Origin of the sequence: Aestuariibaculum lutulentum (assembly GCF_032926325.1) — a bacterium.
Taxonomy (GTDB): Bacteria; Bacteroidota; Bacteroidia; order Flavobacteriales; family Flavobacteriaceae; genus Aestuariibaculum; species Aestuariibaculum lutulentum.
This window is the reverse complement of sequence record NZ_CP136709.1, coordinates 2,045,527-2,064,087: the sequence shown is the minus strand read 5'-3', so window position 1 is coordinate 2,064,087 and position 18,561 is coordinate 2,045,527. Positions and strand designations below refer to the sequence as shown.

Sequence of the window (18,561 nt, the reverse complement as noted above, 5' to 3'; positions counted from 1 at the left end):
AATATCTATGAAACATATTATTATATTAATTCTAACCCTATTAAGCTATTCTTCTACTTATAGTCAAAATGAAAAGCCAAGAGTTATTATAACTACTGATGGAGAAGCTGATGACAGAGCTTCTATGGTTCGGTTTTTATTAACTTCCAACGAGTTTGACATTGAAGGCATAATAAATAGTAGTTCGCAATTCCATTGGGTTGGTGGTGAAGGATGGCACGCGTTTCATGATGTTAATTGGATAAAGGATTACATTGATTTATATGCGAAAGTATACGATAACCTTATATTACATGACTCAAATTATCCTAGCCCAGAATACCTTTTAAGCAAATGGAAAGTTGGTAACATTAATGAGATTGGAGAAGACTACCTTCGTACCGATGGCGCCAAACTAATAGCCAGTGTTTTACTAGACAACACCGATAAACGCCCCATATGGCTCCAGGCATGGGGAGGTTGCAATACGATTTCCAGAGCATTAAAAATAATTCAGGAAGACCACCCGGAGCGCATGAGCGAAATCGCTAAAAAAACACGTCTTTTTCTAATTTGGGAGCAAGATGAAACTTATCAGAACTACATTAGGCCTAACTGGGAACATTTAAAGATAACCACTATAATTTCAGATCAATTTGATTGTATGGCTTACATATGGCATAAAGTACTTCCCGATGACATAAAATCCTATTTCGAATCAAAATGGATGGAAGAAAACATTTTAACCAATCACGGTGCTTTATGTGATGCCTATGAAAACAACCATGGCGCTTTTAATGCCGAAGGAGATACCCCTGCATTTCTCCATAATATACCGAACGGACTCAGAAGCACCGAGTCTCCAGACTTTGGTGGTTGGGGAGGTCGTTATACGAAAGTAAGGAATAATGTTTGGATGGACCTCCTACCCGATTCTGAAATAACATATCCTGAAGGACAAAGAAGTATACATAACAGTTGGTCTAAAAAAATGGAGCATGACACAGTTTCAAATAAGGTAACTATAAGAAACAAATATTTTAAACCCTTATGGATGTGGCTAGAACATGTTCAAAATGATTTTGCCGCAAGGGCCGATTGGTGTGTGAACGATTATAATTCTGCAAATCACCATCCTATAGTAAATTTAAAAAACACCCCTTTAAACATTACTACTAAAGCGGGGTCCAAAATAAAACTAGATGCATCCAAATCCTTCGATCCTGATAATGATGATCTCCATATAACCTGGTGGAATTACAAAGAAGCGAATACATATTCTGGTCAAGAAATTATTCCAAAAACTCAATCTTCAATTACAAAATTTATCTTACCAAAGGACGCACAATCCGGCGATACATTTCATATGATTTGTGAGGTTACCGATTCGGGCTCCCCTTCATTAACGAGATACAAAAGGGTAATTATTACTATTTCTGAATAAAATTATTTCTAGTTAGTATTTATTATCACAAAATTTCAGCATAAAAAAACGGGTACAACTACTTAAAGCACCTCCTAAAATGCATTTAAATAGCGGTTATTGACTACAATTGTGATCTACACCACCCTAATTTATTTTTATCTAATATATAACGTATTGATAGTTTATTTGAATTCATAACTTTAATTATTTGATTGATTTAATGGAATATGAAATACCACCTTTTTAGAGTCCTTTTATTGAAGATTTAATATAATTTATGAAATGAAGAATTTCTGAAACACTTGAATTTATTGCAAAAAAAAGAGAACCTATTTCTAGATTCTCTTGCTTCGTAGCGGGAACAGGACTCGAACCTGTGACCTTCGGGTTATGAGTTCATCACCTGACAAATTCATAACACAAAATAAGGACTTCCCGGATGCCATATTTTAAATTCGTGTTCCAAAACGTGTTCAGTTTTGTGTTCACTTTGTTATTTAAATTTTAACAAAAATAACGATTTAAATGATAGTTAATTTAACTCTAAATTTATTTATTTTCTCTGTAAAAAAATGACTAACTCTTAACACTTTAAAAAGTATGTCGTTAGAGTGTATTGCTACAAATGGAGAGCCAAAACTGAAATTATAGAAGAATTAAGGCTTCTACAACTATTAAAAGAGAATAATCTTTCTATTTCGTTTCCAATTTCAGATAAATAAAACAATCTAATTCAAGAAATTTATTCGCCTGAAGGACTTCGCTACATTGTTCTATTTTCATATGCTGAAGGCGAAAAAATGCGATTTATGAATAATTATAATTGTTTTGAAATGGGTTCGCTAATGGCTAGATTTCACGACATAACATCACATAAAAAAATTGATAGAACAAACTATAATTCAGAATTACTTTTAAGTGATTCTTACAAACAATTAATGCAATTTTTCTCGGAGGATTTAGACGAAATGAAATATCTAAAAAAAATAGGAATGGAATTCTCTAAAACCTTTCAGGGGCTAGAACAAACCAAATTTCAAAAAGGAATAGTTCATCTTGATATTTGGCATGATAATGTTAGCGTCAAAAATGACAAGGAAATAACAATTTTTGACTTTGATAATTGCGGAAATGGGTTTTTGTTTTTAGACATTGGATATTTCTTTATTCAATTGTTTTATATAGAGTCGGACAAAGAAGTTTATGAATCAAAAGTAAAAAGTTTTCTTAGTGGTTATCGTAAAGTAAGAGAACTTTCAGAACAGGAAACCAAATTAATTCCAGAAGCTGGAGCCTCTATTTTTGCTTTTTATCTTGGTGTACAAGCGCAAAGGTTTGATTGGTCGAATATATTTTTAACAGAAAACTATCTTAAAATGTTTGTTGGAAGAATAAAATCTTGGATGGAATACAATAAAGAAAAGAATACATACAGCTAATACTGATAGACATTACAAAAGCCTGTGATTTATTTTTTTCAAATATGATACACAAACAGCCATTGTAAGTGCGCTTGTTGTTTTCAGAAAGTTTTATAATATAATTTCACATAATTATATCGACTTGTAATATCATCTATGACTGCCCTAAAAACATAAAAGACTAAGATTACCTACTTATTTTGACTTCATTTAAAAACTATAATCTATTCCTTTTAATACTCTTCCTTATCTAATTTACTATAATAATAACACTTTTAAACAGTTCCGTTTTTAGGGAAGCTTACACATAAACATATTAAATTAATTGACCAGCTCTTAAATTTAAAGATGAGATCCATCAATAGATTTTTCAAACATGATTCCTCCTTTATACATTCCTTTGAGGAAAGGATGAATATCTTTACCAAGTTCAGTTATACTATATTCAACACGAGGGGGAACTTCTGGAAAAACAGTTCGATTTACTAATCCATCTAATTCCAATTCTTTTAGTTGTTTAGTAAGCATTCGTTCACTGATATCAGTTAATAGTTTAACCAATTCGCTATACCTTTTATCTCCTTGAAAAAGGTGTAAAATAATCGTTGCTTTTCGTTTTCCCTTAATAACATTTATAAATGTATCAATCGGACAATAACTTTTTTTCATTTTTTTCTTCCCTTAAAGCCCTTAAAAACACTCAAAATGGAAATAAATGTTCGTACACCAACCATCTGTAAGTTCTTGTTTAACAGAATATTTATCCTGAAATTTACACAAAAGTAAGTAAAATAAAATTCAAACGATGAAACAGAAGGATTCTACATTTAAAGCTTTTCGAATTGAAGATATTAATGGTAATTATCAAGGCTCTATTAAAGAAATGGAATTTGGCATATTGAATAATAATGAGATTTTAGTAAAAGTACACTATAGTTCATTGAATTATAAAGATGCATTATCTGCTTCAGGGAATAAGGGAGTAACGAAAAATTATCCACACACACCAGGTATTGATGCGGTAGGCACGATAGTAAAATCTAACAGTGATTTATTTAATTTTGGAGAAAAAGTAATTGTAACCAGTTATGATTTAGGAATGAATACTGACGGTGGATTTGCTGAGTATGTTCAGGTTCCATCAGAATGGGCCTTAAAATTACCCGAAAAAATGACCATGAAAGAGGCAATGATATATGGTACTGCCGGGTTAACAGCGGGAATATCGGTTTTAAGACTTACCGAATTGGTAAAGCCAAAGGATGGAAAAATAGTGGTTTCAGGCGCAACAGGTGGCGTTGGGGCATTGAGTGTTTCTATTTTAAGTAAGTTGGGGTATTCGGTGATTGCAATAACAGGTAAGGAAACAGAACAAGACTATTTAATTAGTCTTGGAGCTGATGAAGTGCTATTTCGAAGTGATATTGAAAATTTTGACAAAAAGCCATTGTTAAAACCTTTGTTTGCAGGTGCTATTGATACTGTAGGTGGTGTAATTCTTGAAAATATAATTAAATCGACTAATTCAACTGGTGCTGTAACTTGCTGCGGAAACGTTGCTTCTCCAAAACTTGATTTAACCGTTTTTCCTTTTATCCTAAGGGGTGTTTCACTTATAGGAATAGATTCTCAAAATTATCCAATGGAACTCAGAAAAAAAGTATGGAATAAGTTAGCTCATAAATGGAAACCTAAAAATTTAGATTTTGCTTTTAATGAAATAAAACTAGAAGATATAGCTGAAAAAATTGAATTAATGCTAAAAGGAAATTTAAAAGGTAGAATAGTATTATCTTTTACAGAATAAAAAAGCTATACAAGAATTTTCACAATGTTAAGTTAACTTTAACATTTCTAATCTGCCATAATTCAAATCAATGCCGATTTGGAATAATCAACAAGTAATTTGTAACTACATATTCGTTTTACTACAACCCTAAAATATGCACAGATGCAACTATTTATCCTAGTGAAAAAACACATTAGTTTCAATTTACATCATGATTTTAAAAAACTTTCAATTACAAGGCATAATAGAATTTGGAAATATCCTAATTAAATAAAAATTTTATAGTTTGAACACATCCAATAAAGGCATATTAACAAAGCTCGATTCTTTATAAAAAGCATTGATTTAATATATGCTTACTAAAATTTAGCTATGCCCTATTTTTCGCCCTAGGCTATTCTCTATTTTTATTTTTCGATAGATTCTCGATTAAAAACATGTGAATTTTAAAAATAAGCCTTTTAAGTATAAAATAAGTACCAATAATTATTGATCTATCAGATATTTTACAACCCAATGAAGGCAACCTTTCATCTAAAATTGATTTAAACTAGTAGCTTGATATTCCTATTTTAATTTTAGCAAATGAAAAAAGCGATTTGATAATCCCAAACCGCTTTTCCCACTTAAAAATCAATAACCAAAAATCAACCTTCAATTAATTTTTTTACTGAGCTAACTGGAACAGCTATTTTAATAACCATTTGCCATTCAGGGTTATTACTATCTCCTGCATAAATAGAATTTGTAGATGATACTATCGCTACCAAATTTCCAAAGTCATCAAAAATGGGCCCTCCACTAGATCCCTTTGCATAATCAGCTGTAATATCGCATCTGTTTTCCCAAGGGTTATTTACAAAACTGGAGTTTCTTGCAACAATACCTTTGGTATAATAATATGCTCGCTGATTTGGATGAGTCATGGTATGCACAGTAGACCCAACCTCTAAATCATTACCTAAAGCAACAGGAGTTAATTTTTCTCCTCTTGTATCTATCTTAAATGTCGCTAAGTCAGCAGACTTACTGTAATTTAAAACTTTAGTTATTGGATACACCTTTCCTTTTGAATCTGCTGCAAAAAACAAGCTATCTTGCGGCATTATACTTTGCCCCTGATTTATGATAGATTCAAAAACATGATAATTAGAAACACATAAACCATCTTCACTAAGAACTGCTGCCGAAGCACCTATAATTACAAAGTCTTTATGAATACCAAACCCTCTTTTTAATTTACAAATCATTAATGATGTTGGCCTGATACTTTTCACTAATTTTTGAGGTGTTAACTGTTTTTTATTGGCTTTTGGCAACTTCGGATATTCGATAGCAGTTTCATTTTCAGCCGATACACTATTATTTTTAAGTTGTTCTATAGATATAAAATGTGCATTCTTTTGAGTTTCAACTATTGAATCGTAGAGCCTGTTAGGTAAATCTTCCCAATTAGAATAACTCACTTCCTGAGCTTTTAAAACTAGAGAAAAACTAGAGAAAACAGCTACTAAAACTAAAATATTCTTCATTTTCCCTTTTTATATATTATTTAAAATTTCGTCTAGCTTTTGATCTAAGTCTGCCCCTCTTAAATTTTTAGCGATGATAACTCCGTTAGGATCAATTAAAAAGTTCGCAGGTACAGCGTTAATACCATATAACTTAACAGCCATACTTTGCCATCCAGCTAAATCTGAAATTTGATTCCAAACTAACTGATCTTTCTCGATTGCCTCTGTCCATTTTCTTAAAGCATCATTTCCTCCATCCAAAGAATACCCTAAAATGGTAAAGTTTTTATTCTTAAAGGAATTGTATGTTTTAACTAAATTTGGATTTTCTCTTCTACATGGCCCACACCAAGACGCCCAGAAATCTAAAAGCACATATTGTCCTCTTAAAGAACGTAAACTTAAATTTTCTCCATTTGGTTGTTTAGCACTAATATCCGGGGCTTCAGAGCCTATATCTGCTCCTTTAGTTTGATTTAATATATTGTTATAGATTACACCTGCAGCCGATGTTTTTACGTCATCCGTCATTTGAGAAAACAATTCTTTTGCTAAATTTTTCTCTTGAATGATATTTACATTTCTTCTTAACCAGTCCAAACTAACGGCAGAATTTAAGTGACTTAAAAAAAATGCTTTCTCAGCTTCCTTTTTCTCTGCCATTAAAACTGCATAGTCCTTCTCTATTACAGCCACTTTTTCAACATTATTTGCCGATGAAGCTTCTTCATAAGCATCATTTAATGCATTTATTTTTAAATCGAAAGCTTTCCCTACCATAGCCAATTCCTGATAGTCTGTATTTAAAGGCGTTCCTTCTACAGTTGCTGTTAAAATGGAGTCTTTCCCAGTAATTCTTAATTCTCCTTCTTCTAGGTATACAGGCATTCCATCTGCATTATTGGGAGGAACCGTTGGATCTATTTTATGGTGTAGTAAGGTTAAAAAACCTCGTTCTACCGCAGGAATATCTCCAGAAAATATAAATTCATTATTTGAATTAACATATACCGTATCAATTATTACTCTAGAGTTTTCTTTTATCAATAATAAAGCGGGGGCTTCCTTAATAACATTTTCCATTTTCACCACAATTTTATATTGTGCATTTTGCTCTTGTGCATTAGTATTCCAGCCAAACACTGATACCAGCACCCCTAAAATCATTAGATTTGTTTTCATTTTGTTCATAGTTTATTTTATGTTTAATAATTTTTCTAAATACACTTTTGTTTCAGGTTTGTCTGGCTTTGTCATAAAATTTTCAATAATGTAACCCTTCTTGTCCAATAGGATATATCTAGGTATATATTTGATTCCAAACCTATCCTCAAAGTCTTTGTTTAGTACTCTCCATTGTTCTCCCTTCATATGTAGATTAGAAACATCTCCTAACCACCTAAAATCCCTTTCATCGAGGTTTACTCCTAAAAAAACAATATCTTGTCCTTTGAAATCCTCTTTAAGTTCTTCAAAAAAAGGCATTTGTTTACGACATGGATAACACCAAGATGCCCACACATCAATAAGCACATACTTCCCTCTTAAATCGGATAATTTAGCTTCCGTTCTCTCTAAATTTTCCATTTTAAAATCTGGACATAAATCACCTATCTTAAGAGTATCTATTTCTTTATTCTTTAACACAAAAGGAGCTTGCATTAAAACATCTCTTTTTTCAATTGCGATAGCCAAACTTGTTGTTATTAAAACTATAATAACCATTAATATTCTATTTGTTCTCATTTGTTTTTTATTTTGATTAATAATTAGAATTGAATCATTTCATTTTAACATTAGGACATAGTTCTCCTGTGACCGATACAAATTCATTAAAATTTGCACCAGTCACTAGAACTTTTAATTGTTATTTATTTAATTAATTATATTGATAGAGTTGACTAGACCATGAATAAGACGAAGCCGATACATAAAGTACATCGGACACCTTACCTGGCCCTGTTTTTATATCATCCTGAAGTTCGACTGTACTTAAACCATTTAACTGATAACGATAAATTTTATAGGTATCGGTTCCCGATTGATACGTAGCAACCACTAAACCAGTAAAATTAGGATCTAAAGAAGAAAAGTTTGTATTAATATATTTCAAATAAGTAATCTCCTCTCCTGCTGGAATATTTTTTATAAACGCCGGATTATAAGTATCACTATCTATATTATAAAGCCCAATACTACTGGAATTCGCAAAGTATAATATGTTATTACCTTTATTCATGGCATAAAATCCTGCAGATGTTAACATAGAGTATTCTGCATGAGATAACCTTTTTTCGAATGTAATGGGATTATTTCTCCCTGCTTTATACAATGTATAATTACTATAATCTCCTGGATTGGGATAGTAATAATAAAAACCTTCTACAAACTTATCATAATCGAAACCATATAGGAATAATGCGTCTTGATCATCATGCTTTCTAAACAAAGAATAAGCATAAGTTGTAGAACTATAACCAGATCCACGCTGTGTGTTTTCTAAAAATATAGCCTGACCATTCATATTATTTACTGGAATTTCAAGACCATTATTGAAATCGGTATACTGATCTTTAAAAAATCCAATAGTATCTGATGTTGAATAGCCTGCAGAACCAAACATAATGTATCTCTCATTTTTAGAATCGAAAGCCAATGTATTACCATACGATCCTTTGGTTGCCAAGCCTTCCACACTATAATCACCTTCAATTGCCGGAAAAAAGGCTGGATTTCCATCATTCATGGAATAAACTTTAGCTCCTTTACTCATGAAAACCTTGTCTCCACTAATCATAACTGATTTAATTTGACCCTCTTGATCTTCTGGGTTTAAAAAGAACATATCTTCAAGCGTTGATAATGTTCTTGCATTATTTACATTATAAGCCAAACCATCTTCCTCACTAAATGCTACCAAGGCAGGTGCAGAACTGTAATACACATCATCTTCTGATGGTTTCCATTTATAATAAGGTGAAAAAGCAAAACCAACAGGCATACCTTCTAAGGGAGCTCCTAAAGTCTTTTCTACAAGGTTATAATTCGGAATTTCTGAACTCACATAAAACCCGTCAATTTCTGTATTACCAGCAGCGGTTTGCTTCATAACATACCACCCTTGACTAGACACAGATTCGACATTAATTTGGAAAGTTGTGGACTGAATTACATTTGTGGTATTGTTGGTTACTTTTAAATTAAAATTCATTACGCCAATGGAATCTAAAAGGTATTCTAAAGTTTTATTTTCAGAAACTGAAATCAATTCATTTTCACTAAATAAATCCCATTGATAAGAGAAGTCTAAGTTTTCTCCGGTTTCTTCACCATACGTAATAGTAGGATCGATAACCAATGTTTCATTATAATAATAAACATTTTTAATATCTTCTACCTGAATATTAATATCTGGAAACTGTTCTACAAAATCTGAATTGTCTGAACAGGATGCTACAACCACTACCGATAAAACACCGGTAATCATAGCTTTTATAAATGTATTTATATTTTTCATGATGTTGTGCTTTATCTTAATATGTTCTATCAAAGGTCACTACTGTGCCATCGGCCTCTCTTAAAGGGCCGTTTACTCCTAATTCTTCGTTATACTTTTTTAAATCTTCTTTAAACTTGTATACGTAGTAAGCTAAAAGGAAAGAGTCACTTAAAACTATTTCCATATCATCTTCAGTCCATCTTAAGTCTGAATGGTTGATCATAAAATCCAATTTTACATCACCGTAAATTCCAAAATACCAGAAATCCCAGTTACTTGGTCTTGAAATTTTGTCTGCTATGTAAACAACCACACGATTTTCATCATTATCTGCAACCTTGGCATTTTCCATTTCCGCTAATCTGAATGTTAATCTAAAGGTAGTTTCTTTTAAACTTTCATCCCTCAATAAGATAATAGGAATAGAATCTTCCATTACGTTAGCTTTATACTTTAAAAGATTTATCATTTCTTGTGACTCGAACGGCACATAGTGTACACCCGGAACAGCATTCTCAGTAGCACTATCTATGCGCTCTGGAAAAGACAAGGTATCACTATTAAAGGCTTCTAATTTCACTGCTACTTCTTCCTTTGGAATTGCTCCAAAAGCATTTAATGGTACATAAATGGTATCTCTATCAACACCCTCTTGTCCATAATAATAAAAGTTATTAAAATGTTGCTGAACATAAATATTATAACCATGATCATCGGTTGGAAAAATCAAGTAAGGGTCGCCTTCAAATGTTGCCGGGTAATCTTCACTGCAAGACATTACCATAAGGCAAGTGGCTAATATTATTAAAAATCTATATTTCATTGTATTCTTTTTAGTCGATTTGTTTTATCAAAATCCAATAGTCTGATTACTATAAATCACTATTGGTTTCTCCTGATGGTATTGCAATTTTATACTTGTCGGTGTTCATTTCCTGTCCAGAGAATGGTAATGATGTTAAGCTTAAACGCTTGTAAGTATAAAATATCTGCCCTTCTGCCCAAAATTCTCTGGTATACTGATTTAATATGTTTTCCTGTAAATTCCCTTCGGTAAGGGTTACATTTTCATCAAATCTGGAATTAGCAAACGTATCGTAATAAGTTTGGGCTTCTGCAATTGTAGGTGCAGTTTCTACCAAAATCAAATACATTTCAGACACTCTAATAATGGGGAAATTTTTATAAGCACTAGCGTCGTTTTCTGACATTAAACTATACTTTAGACTAATCTGAGCATTATAAACTAATGCATTACTTGTTAATGTTGTAAACAAATTCATCTTTCTAATGTCTGATGACGATGGATAAACTTGGTTTAAAACATATTCTGAATTAACGCAATGTGCAGTATACGAAGAATACGAAGTATCATCATAACCTAAAGTTTCAACCCCAAACAACTGTTCTACAAATAATGCTAAATCGGTGTTTCCCATATCTGTAGATGTACCTAAACGAAACTTGCGGGTTCCATCTTCATTCTGGGCATCGACTACCTCTTTTGCATATTCATAAGCTTGCTCTTTGTTTCCCATCCATAATTGAACACGAGCTAAAGCACCTAAGGTTGCATAATAATTAAAACGATTTTGTCTGTTATACCAACCTAAATCTTCATACTCTTCAATACTTCCTTCGACGTTTAACAATTCATTGCTATAATAAATAATGGGATCAGAAAAACTCAACATGTCTTTCGCTTGTTCTAAATCTGACAGAATATTTGCGAAATAATCATTGTAATTTAAATACGGAATAAATTCGTTTGACACCTCTAAAGAATACGGCAATATCAAGTTTGATGTCCCCGCGTTATCGTCTGGTGCTGTTCCATAAATTCTCCAGATATCGAAATGCAAAAAACCTCGTAATGCTCTTGCTTCACCTTCTACAAAGTTTTTCTGTTCAGCGGTTAAAACTTCTGTTGTTTCAATACTACTTAAAATTACATTTAAGTTGGTAATTGCTTTATACATCTGTAAAAAAGCAGCCCCAGAACTATTATCATAAGAAGTATCCGAAAAATTATAATTGTAAGCACTGTTTAAACTTTGAGAAAAGCCTATACTTGGTTCTGTATAAATATTAGCAAAAGTATCTACACCACTTCCCATTACAAAACCTCCCGGATTGTAAACGTTTTGCAATATTTGATAAACGCCAACTAAAGCAGAAGTATAGCCCTCTGGAGTTGTTAGGGCCTTATCTACTGTTACCATATCTTTTGGTTCCACAGTTAACCAATCATCGCATGATGAAAAAAGGCTAATCGCTGCAAACAAAAAGGTTATATATATTTTTTTCATAATCATTTAATTAAAAGGTTACTGATAAGTTTAACTGAGGTCTTATCGAATACGGGTAGTCTGTTCCACGTTCTGTGCTAATATTAGACAGGTAAAACACATCTGAAATTGAACTGGTTAGACTTAACTGTTTCACTTTAAAATAGTCTAATACCTTTTGCGGGAATTGGTAACTCAAATTAACCGAGCTTAAAGCAAATGCTCGTTCAGTGAAAACAAATCGATCATTTGGATAAGTTGATTCATCACTGGAAATACTCTTAAAAGCTGTTATGTCTCCTGGTTGCTGCCATCGTGTTCCTAAAACTCTGGCATCCATGTTATTTGCAACATACGCATTTTCTACACGCAACAATGAATTATTTAACTTTTTGGCTCCTAATCTATAAGAAAAACCTATATCCATCATCCAACCCTTATAACGCAAAGAAGAGGTTATTCTACCATTAATTTTTGGAAGTGTGTTGCCTACCGAAATTTTTCTCAAACCTTCCTGAACCGAAGTGTAAACATTCCCTGTTTCTGGATCTTCGTAAAGTACCTGACCTGTAAGGGGGTCTACACCTGGCGATTTCAAAACATAAAGTGCATCTGTAGATTCCCCTTCTCTATATTGATAAAACGTGCCATTACTATAGTTTTGACCCTCCCATTGCTCATTAGCTTCTTTAATAGCATCAGATAATTTCACTAAAGTGTTTTTATTACTGTACACCCCAGTTGTTACATACCATGAGAATTGATTGTCTAAATCTCTTACTACATTAACACTTAAATTAGCATCATACCCAACGTTTCTAACCGTACCAAAGTTTTCTGTGTAAGATGTATATCCATTAGAATAAGGTAGAGACGCTTCTCCAATAAGGTTATGAGTATTAATTCTATAATAATTCACAGTCATACCAATTCTATTATCAAAAGCTTGAAAATCTAAACCAAAGTTGTGTTGCTTAGTATTTTGCCACTCTAAATTAGGGTTTCCTAAAGCCAATAAAGTCATTCCTGTAATATTAGAATATTGCGACGTCGTATCGTAAGAATAGGTTGATAATGCCTGATATGCTGAGAAGTTTAATGAACCTGTAACTCCGTAAGAATATCTAAACTTGATTCTATCTATTTTAGAGATATTTTCCTTAATAAATTTCTCCTGACCTAAATCCCAGGCAGCTCCAAATGAATAAAAAGGCGCATATCTACTTTCTAATCCAAATGATGACGCTCCATCCAATCTCGCCGATCCTTCAACAAAATATCTATTGTCGTAATTATAGTTTAGGGTTCCTGTTAAACCTACACTACGAACCGTAGATTCTCTTCTTGACGGACGTTGACCGGTATAAGAAATACCATTAGAAATATCATTTAGCTTTTCATTGGTAAACCCGCGAACCGAAAGCGTCGTTGACTCATTTTGATTTTGAATCAACTGTCCGTTACCTCCCAAGTACAACATATGTTTACCAAAAGTCTTTCCATAACTTATTGTTGAAGATATTTGATAGGAACGTTCTTCTCTAAATGTTTGTGTATAGATACCTCTATCTAATGGGGCTATACCTGCAATAAAATTACTCGAGTTTAGTGGTGAACTAAAATAATCAGATCCTCCTTTTAATAATGTAACACCTAAACTGGTATCCCATTTTAAATTTTGATTAAAATTTACACTTACCGCTGTCTGATTACGAATGTTATTGTAATCTGTAGTTGAAAAACTAGCTAAAGACGAATCATATAACGGATTATACTTAACTTGATTATTAAATGTATCATAAGACATTACAGGGTCTCCGTTTTCATCGTAAGGTCTCCAATACGGATTCATATAATAATAGTCTGAAAATCTTCCGTAAGGACTATTGGTTCCTTTGTTAAACCCTAGTTCTAACTGGTTAGAAAATCTAACTTTTTTAAACTGGTACTGTAAATTTAAACTGGCATTGACATTGTCTCTTTTTGAGCCTTTCATAGCTCCCGTTATACCGTTGTATGACACATTAAACCCATATCTAAACTCTTTATCTCCACCACCAAGTCTTAAGCTATGATATTGACCAACTCCTACCTGCGTTGGTTCTTTAAGCCAATTCGTGTTAACACCTTCCTGAACGGCTTTATTATTCTGGTTATAAAGGTTATCTAGTAATATTTGCTCATTTACCGTTTCTCCGGTATACAAACCTGCTATACTCTCGATTTGCAGTTTTTGTCTTGCATCAAGTAAATCGTAAGATGATAAGTTTGGAATTTCAAAATTCAACCCCGAAGTGTAAGATACTCTTAATTTTCCTCTTGGCGGATTAGAAGACGTTATTACTACAACACCGTTAGCACCTCGTGAACCATAAATGGCTGTGGCACTGGCGTCTTTTAAGATTACGACCGATTCTACATCATTTTGATTCATATCCAAAACACGTTCTACGCTAACTTCAAACCCATCTAAAAGGAATAACGGCGTATTTAACTGTCCTCGTGATTGGTTTTGTAAATTGCTTACATCTGTTATAGATTTTGCACCACGAATTTCTATTGAAAGCGTTGTATTATTGGGATCGGAACCAAAAGCGTTTTGTTCCTGAATATCCAATGACGGATCAATATTTGCTAAGGTTCTAAGTAAGTTTCTGTTACCAAAAGATTTAATTTGCTCTTTAGTGATTACAGAAGCTGCTCCGGTAAAACTGGTTTTAGGTCTATTGAAAATACCAGTAGAAATAATTTCTACGGCATCTAACTCTTCAATATCTTCTTCCAGAGTTACATCAATTCTCTTACTTCTTCCTACTAGAACTTCTTTCATTTTAAAGCCTAAAGCCTGAAATATTAAGACATTTTCTGGACTTGAAACAGAAATTGCATAATTCCCATCAAAATCTGAAGACACACCTTGTTTTGTCCCTTTTATAACAACAGATACACCATAAATGGGATCACCGTTAACATCCAAAACCCTACCTGAAACAAATTGCTGTTGACCATCTTCTTTAGGTTTAATTATAATTTGATTATTTGTAGAAAGAACAACATTAAAATCCTTTGACCCTAAACTGTAGCTCAATAATTTAAACACATCAATTTCTCCCTTTTTAATCTGTACCTTAGGGTAGTTCTCAAATAATTCCTGAGGATACATAAAGTGATAATGTGTCTGTTTATTTATTATATCGAAAACCTCATCGATTGACACCAATTTATCTTCGCTAATAGTTACCTTATCCTGAGCGAAAGAATTATTAGTACTAATACCAAAGACTGCAGTACATAATAAAAAGATGAATGTTCTCATAATCATTAGAAGGAACCGTTTTCGCGTATGCGAACGGATCTTAATTAATTTTTGCATAAATTTGTTTTGTGTTAGTTAGACATTTGTTTTAATTAATACATCGAATTGAAAGAGACGAAGTTTGTTCACCGCCAAATGATAGGACTTCGATCTCTTTTTTATTTTAAAATTACTTGCTTGTTTCTTATTTCATAGTTTTTAATCACTCCGAAACTTTTAATATTCTCTAATATTTGTTCTATAGGTTGCTCCTTTCCTAAAGATCCATTGAATCCTCTTTGCTTTAATTCTTCATTTTCAAAAACTACATCCATATCATACCATCTTGATAAAATGGTCATAATGTCTTCTAAAGTCATTCGCTTGAAACTAAAAATGCCCTCTTTCCAAGATATTTGTCTGTAAACATCTACCGCCTCAACAGATAAGGTATTGACATTCTTATTTAACCTAGATTGTTCTCCTGGTTTTAAAATATGCTGTTCCTTACTCGAAGATATTTCAACTTTACCTTCCACTAATGTTGTATAAACTTCATCTTCGTCATTATAGGCCTTCACATTAAATTCGGTTCCAAGAACATGAACTAATTGGTTATCATTTATTACTTCGAAACTAGCTCCTTTATGTTCTGTACTTGGTGAAACATCAAAATATGCTTCACCATATACCAATTCAACCTTACGAGACTCTCCTTCAGTAAAATTTACAGGATATTTTAATTGGGATTCAGAATTTAACCAAACTTGAGTTCCATCAGAAAGTTTCACAAAAAACTGACCGCCTCTAGGTATAGTTAATGTATTATAGGCTAATGCTTGCCCCTTATGAGCTTCGTAAATTATTTTTTCACCATTACTGGTTGCATTATTGGTTTGCAAACTTGCTCCTTTTTCAAAAACGATTTCTTTACCATCTTCTAGTGTTAAAATAGCTTTGTTAGCTCCTGGCTTAATAGCATTATTAACAATTACAGGAGTTACCATATCATCACTACCGAAAATTGAATCTTGTTTAAAAAGGTACGCAGTTAACAAAACACCAACTAAAACAGCCGCCGCTGCATATTTATAGATATTTAATCTGAATACTTTACTCCTGTTTTGCTTTGCATTGATTATTGCTTCAGTTTTTCTATAAGCCTGCATAGCATCGAAAACCTGTCTTTTATCCAGTGTGTGATAAATATTCAAATACTCTTTAAAAGCCACATCATTGGAAGGGTTCTCTTCAATCCAATGTGACAACTGATTTAACTCAGCTACAGAGGCTTCATTATTTAAAAACTTAACTGTAATTATTCTGGCTTCTTTCGGACTCATTCTTTAGAATATGATATTAATTCTTTGTGTTATATTTATTAGACGAACACATATTAAAAAACCATTATTTTTTTTTTAAATTATTTTATCTTTTTTTTGCGTTCTTTTGTTAACCAACTGTTTTCTTTGAAAAATATTCCAATAAATAGCGAACTTTTAAACGATTTGAAAAAAGACTCTAAAGAAGCCTTTAGAGAAATCTATATGCTATTTTATGAAGATTTATGTGTTTTTACTTTTGCATACACCAAAGACCACGAATTAAGTGAAGACCTGGTACAGAGTGCTTTTTTAAAACTTTGGGAACAAAGAAAATCTCTGGAAATAAAAGATAATATTAAAGGCTATCTCTACCGAGTCATCTATAATTCGTTTTTAGATAAAGTACGGCGAGATCAAACTTTTAACAAAAAAATTGAAGACCTAAGATACAATCAAATTATTGAAGCTATTGAAGAAGATACCGAATTGAAATCAAAACGTATTAAAATTCTTCAAGAAGCGATTGAAACCTTACCTAAAAAATGCAAAGAGATATTTATTTTAAGTAAATATGAAGGTCTTAAATACCAGCAAATTGCAGATCAACTAGGAATTTCTAAAAACACTGTTGAAGTTCAGGTAGGAAAGGCGTATAAAATCCTAAGAAAAAGCCTAATCAGTAAAGATAAACTAAACCTCTTTATTAGCTTAATATATAAAAAACTACAGTTTAAATAGATTTGTAATCTATCTATTCTAATAATTCCTTTTGATTAGCAAGGTAATTTGGTATTTCTATTGTTTTGCAATCCAAAAACATCCATATTATTGATAATTCAATATAGTCTAATTTTAATTGACATAGAGACAATCTACCAAAAGTTAAGTATTTAAAATTTAATATATTTGAATTACTTAATTAAATTTCATTAAATGTCACATTTCCCTGTTTTATCTTCAATCCTATCAGACAATAAATTAGGTGAATTCATGGCAGCTAAGTATGGCCTGAACGGACCATTTGAATGTGATTTATTCAGAACTGGGGTAAATCATACCTATTTTTTTCATAATTCAAAAAGTAAATATATTGTTCGAGTTTATTCACACAGTTGGAGGACTAAAATTGAAATCGAAGAGGAATTAAAATTATTACAATTCCTAAAAGAAAATAATCTACCTGTTTCTTATCCCATTTTGGATAAACAAAACAAAATGATTCATGAAATAAATGCACCTGAAGGCCTTCGTTATATTGTTCTTTTCTCTTTTGCGGAAGGGAAAAAAATGAGATTTTTAAACATTGAAATGTGTTTTAAAATTGGATCTACCATCGCTAATCTCCATAAAACAACTGTAAATAAAACCATTAATAGAATAACCTACGATTCAGAAATTCTTTTAAATCGTTCCTATAATAAATTAAAACATTTTTTTTCTGAGGATTTATTAGAAATGAAATATTTAAAAAAACTTGGCATAGAAATATCTAAAAGATTTGAAAATGTGAATCAAACCGAATTTCAACAAGGAATTGTTCATCTTGATATTTGGTATGATAACTTTAGTGTAAATAGTAATGATGAAATAACAATCTTTGATTTTGACAATTGTGGGAATGGCTTACTAATTTATGACATTGGGTATTTTTGTATGCAACTTTTTTTTATCGAATCTGATAAAAAGATTTACGAATCAAAAATTGAGACATTTTTTAAAGGCTACAGCAATATTCGAAACCTTACACAAAATGAAATCCGCCTTATACCTGAAGCAGGGGCATCCATTTATATATTTTATCTTGGGGTTCAAGCACAACGATTTGATTGGTCTAATATTTTCCTGACAGAAAATTATTTAAAAATGATGATTGAAAGAATAAAATTATGGTTGGAATATCATAATTTCAATAATAAATAATGTGATATATTAAACCTATATAAGCCTTATTTTTTTTAACACTTCATTTACAAAAAAACATATTATCTATCAAACATCTATAAATGGATTTTTTGAAATCCTGGA

General features: G+C 31.9%; 14 protein-coding genes. 5 read left to right on the top strand and 9 right to left on the bottom strand.

What is annotated here, in order from left to right; translation table 11 throughout:
• The first annotated feature begins 7 nt into the window (after positions 1-7).
• Together R1X58_RS08825 and R1X58_RS08820 are read left to right on the top strand one after the other, a co-directional pair.
• Complete coding sequence (locus R1X58_RS08825; protein WP_240573545.1) at positions 8-1,423, top strand: DUF1593 domain-containing protein; 1,416 nt, start codon at positions 8-10, stop codon at positions 1,421-1,423.
• A 791-nt stretch (positions 1,424-2,214) separates the two neighbouring features.
• Positions 2,215-2,844, top strand: a complete 630-nt coding sequence (locus R1X58_RS08820) for a phosphotransferase (protein WP_240573546.1) — start codon at positions 2,215-2,217, stop codon at positions 2,842-2,844.
• Positions 2,845-3,168: 324 nt separating this feature from the next.
• Here R1X58_RS08820 and R1X58_RS08815 read toward each other — a convergent pair whose 3' ends face one another.
• Positions 3,169-3,495, bottom strand: a complete 327-nt coding sequence (locus tag R1X58_RS08815; protein ID WP_240573547.1) for a winged helix-turn-helix transcriptional regulator — start codon at positions 3,493-3,495, stop codon at positions 3,169-3,171.
• 136 nt (positions 3,496-3,631) lie between these two features.
• On the opposite strand from R1X58_RS08815, the gene R1X58_RS08810 reads away from it, so the two are divergent.
• A complete protein-coding gene (locus tag R1X58_RS08810; RefSeq protein WP_240573548.1) occupies positions 3,632-4,633 on the top strand; it encodes a YhdH/YhfP family quinone oxidoreductase in 1,002 nt (333 codons plus the stop codon).
• Positions 4,634-5,262: 629 nt separating this feature from the next.
• On the opposite strand, the gene R1X58_RS08805 is transcribed toward R1X58_RS08810, so the two are convergent.
• The 8 genes from R1X58_RS08805 to R1X58_RS08770 all read right to left on the bottom strand — a co-directional run bounded on the left by R1X58_RS08805 (position 5,263) and on the right by R1X58_RS08770 (position 16,554).
• Positions 5,263-6,147, bottom strand: a complete 885-nt coding sequence (locus R1X58_RS08805) for a S1 family peptidase (protein WP_240573549.1) — start codon at positions 6,145-6,147, stop codon at positions 5,263-5,265.
• Positions 6,148-6,156: 9 nt separating this feature from the next.
• Positions 6,157-7,311, bottom strand: coding sequence for a TlpA disulfide reductase family protein (locus R1X58_RS08800; protein WP_240573550.1), 1,155 nt, complete (start codon positions 7,309-7,311; stop codon positions 6,157-6,159).
• A gap of 12 nt (positions 7,312-7,323) precedes the next feature.
• Positions 7,324-7,875, bottom strand: coding sequence for a TlpA family protein disulfide reductase (locus tag R1X58_RS08795; RefSeq protein WP_240573551.1), 552 nt, complete (start codon positions 7,873-7,875; stop codon positions 7,324-7,326).
• 133 nt (positions 7,876-8,008) lie between these two features.
• Positions 8,009-9,646, bottom strand: coding sequence for a PKD-like family lipoprotein (locus R1X58_RS08790; RefSeq protein WP_240573552.1), 1,638 nt, complete (start codon positions 9,644-9,646; stop codon positions 8,009-8,011).
• A gap of 16 nt (positions 9,647-9,662) precedes the next feature.
• Positions 9,663-10,451: a DUF4843 domain-containing protein gene (locus R1X58_RS08785; protein ID WP_240573553.1), complete on the bottom strand. Its 789-nt coding sequence runs from the start codon at positions 10,449-10,451 to the stop codon at positions 9,663-9,665.
• 49 nt (positions 10,452-10,500) lie between these two features.
• Entirely contained in the window at positions 10,501-11,937 is a 1,437-nt protein-coding gene (locus R1X58_RS08780) for a RagB/SusD family nutrient uptake outer membrane protein (RefSeq protein ID WP_240573554.1), read from the bottom strand.
• A gap of 10 nt (positions 11,938-11,947) precedes the next feature.
• Positions 11,948-15,238 carry a SusC/RagA family TonB-linked outer membrane protein gene (locus R1X58_RS08775; protein ID WP_317292966.1) on the bottom strand — a complete coding sequence of 1,097 codons (3,291 nt, stop codon included), beginning with the start codon at positions 15,236-15,238 and terminating at the stop codon, positions 11,948-11,950.
• Positions 15,239-15,390: 152 nt separating this feature from the next.
• Entirely contained in the window at positions 15,391-16,554 is a 1,164-nt protein-coding gene (locus R1X58_RS08770; protein ID WP_240573556.1) for a FecR family protein, read from the bottom strand.
• Positions 16,555-16,680: 126 nt separating this feature from the next.
• Between R1X58_RS08770 and R1X58_RS08765 the strand changes: the two genes are divergently transcribed.
• Together R1X58_RS08765 and R1X58_RS08760 are read left to right on the top strand one after the other, a co-directional pair.
• Complete coding sequence (locus R1X58_RS08765; RefSeq protein ID WP_240573557.1) at positions 16,681-17,274, top strand: RNA polymerase sigma-70 factor; 594 nt, start codon at positions 16,681-16,683, stop codon at positions 17,272-17,274.
• Positions 17,275-17,469: 195 nt separating this feature from the next.
• Positions 17,470-18,456, top strand: coding sequence for a phosphotransferase (locus R1X58_RS08760; RefSeq protein ID WP_240573558.1), 987 nt, complete (start codon positions 17,470-17,472; stop codon positions 18,454-18,456).
• Positions 18,457-18,561: the final 105 nt, after the last annotated feature.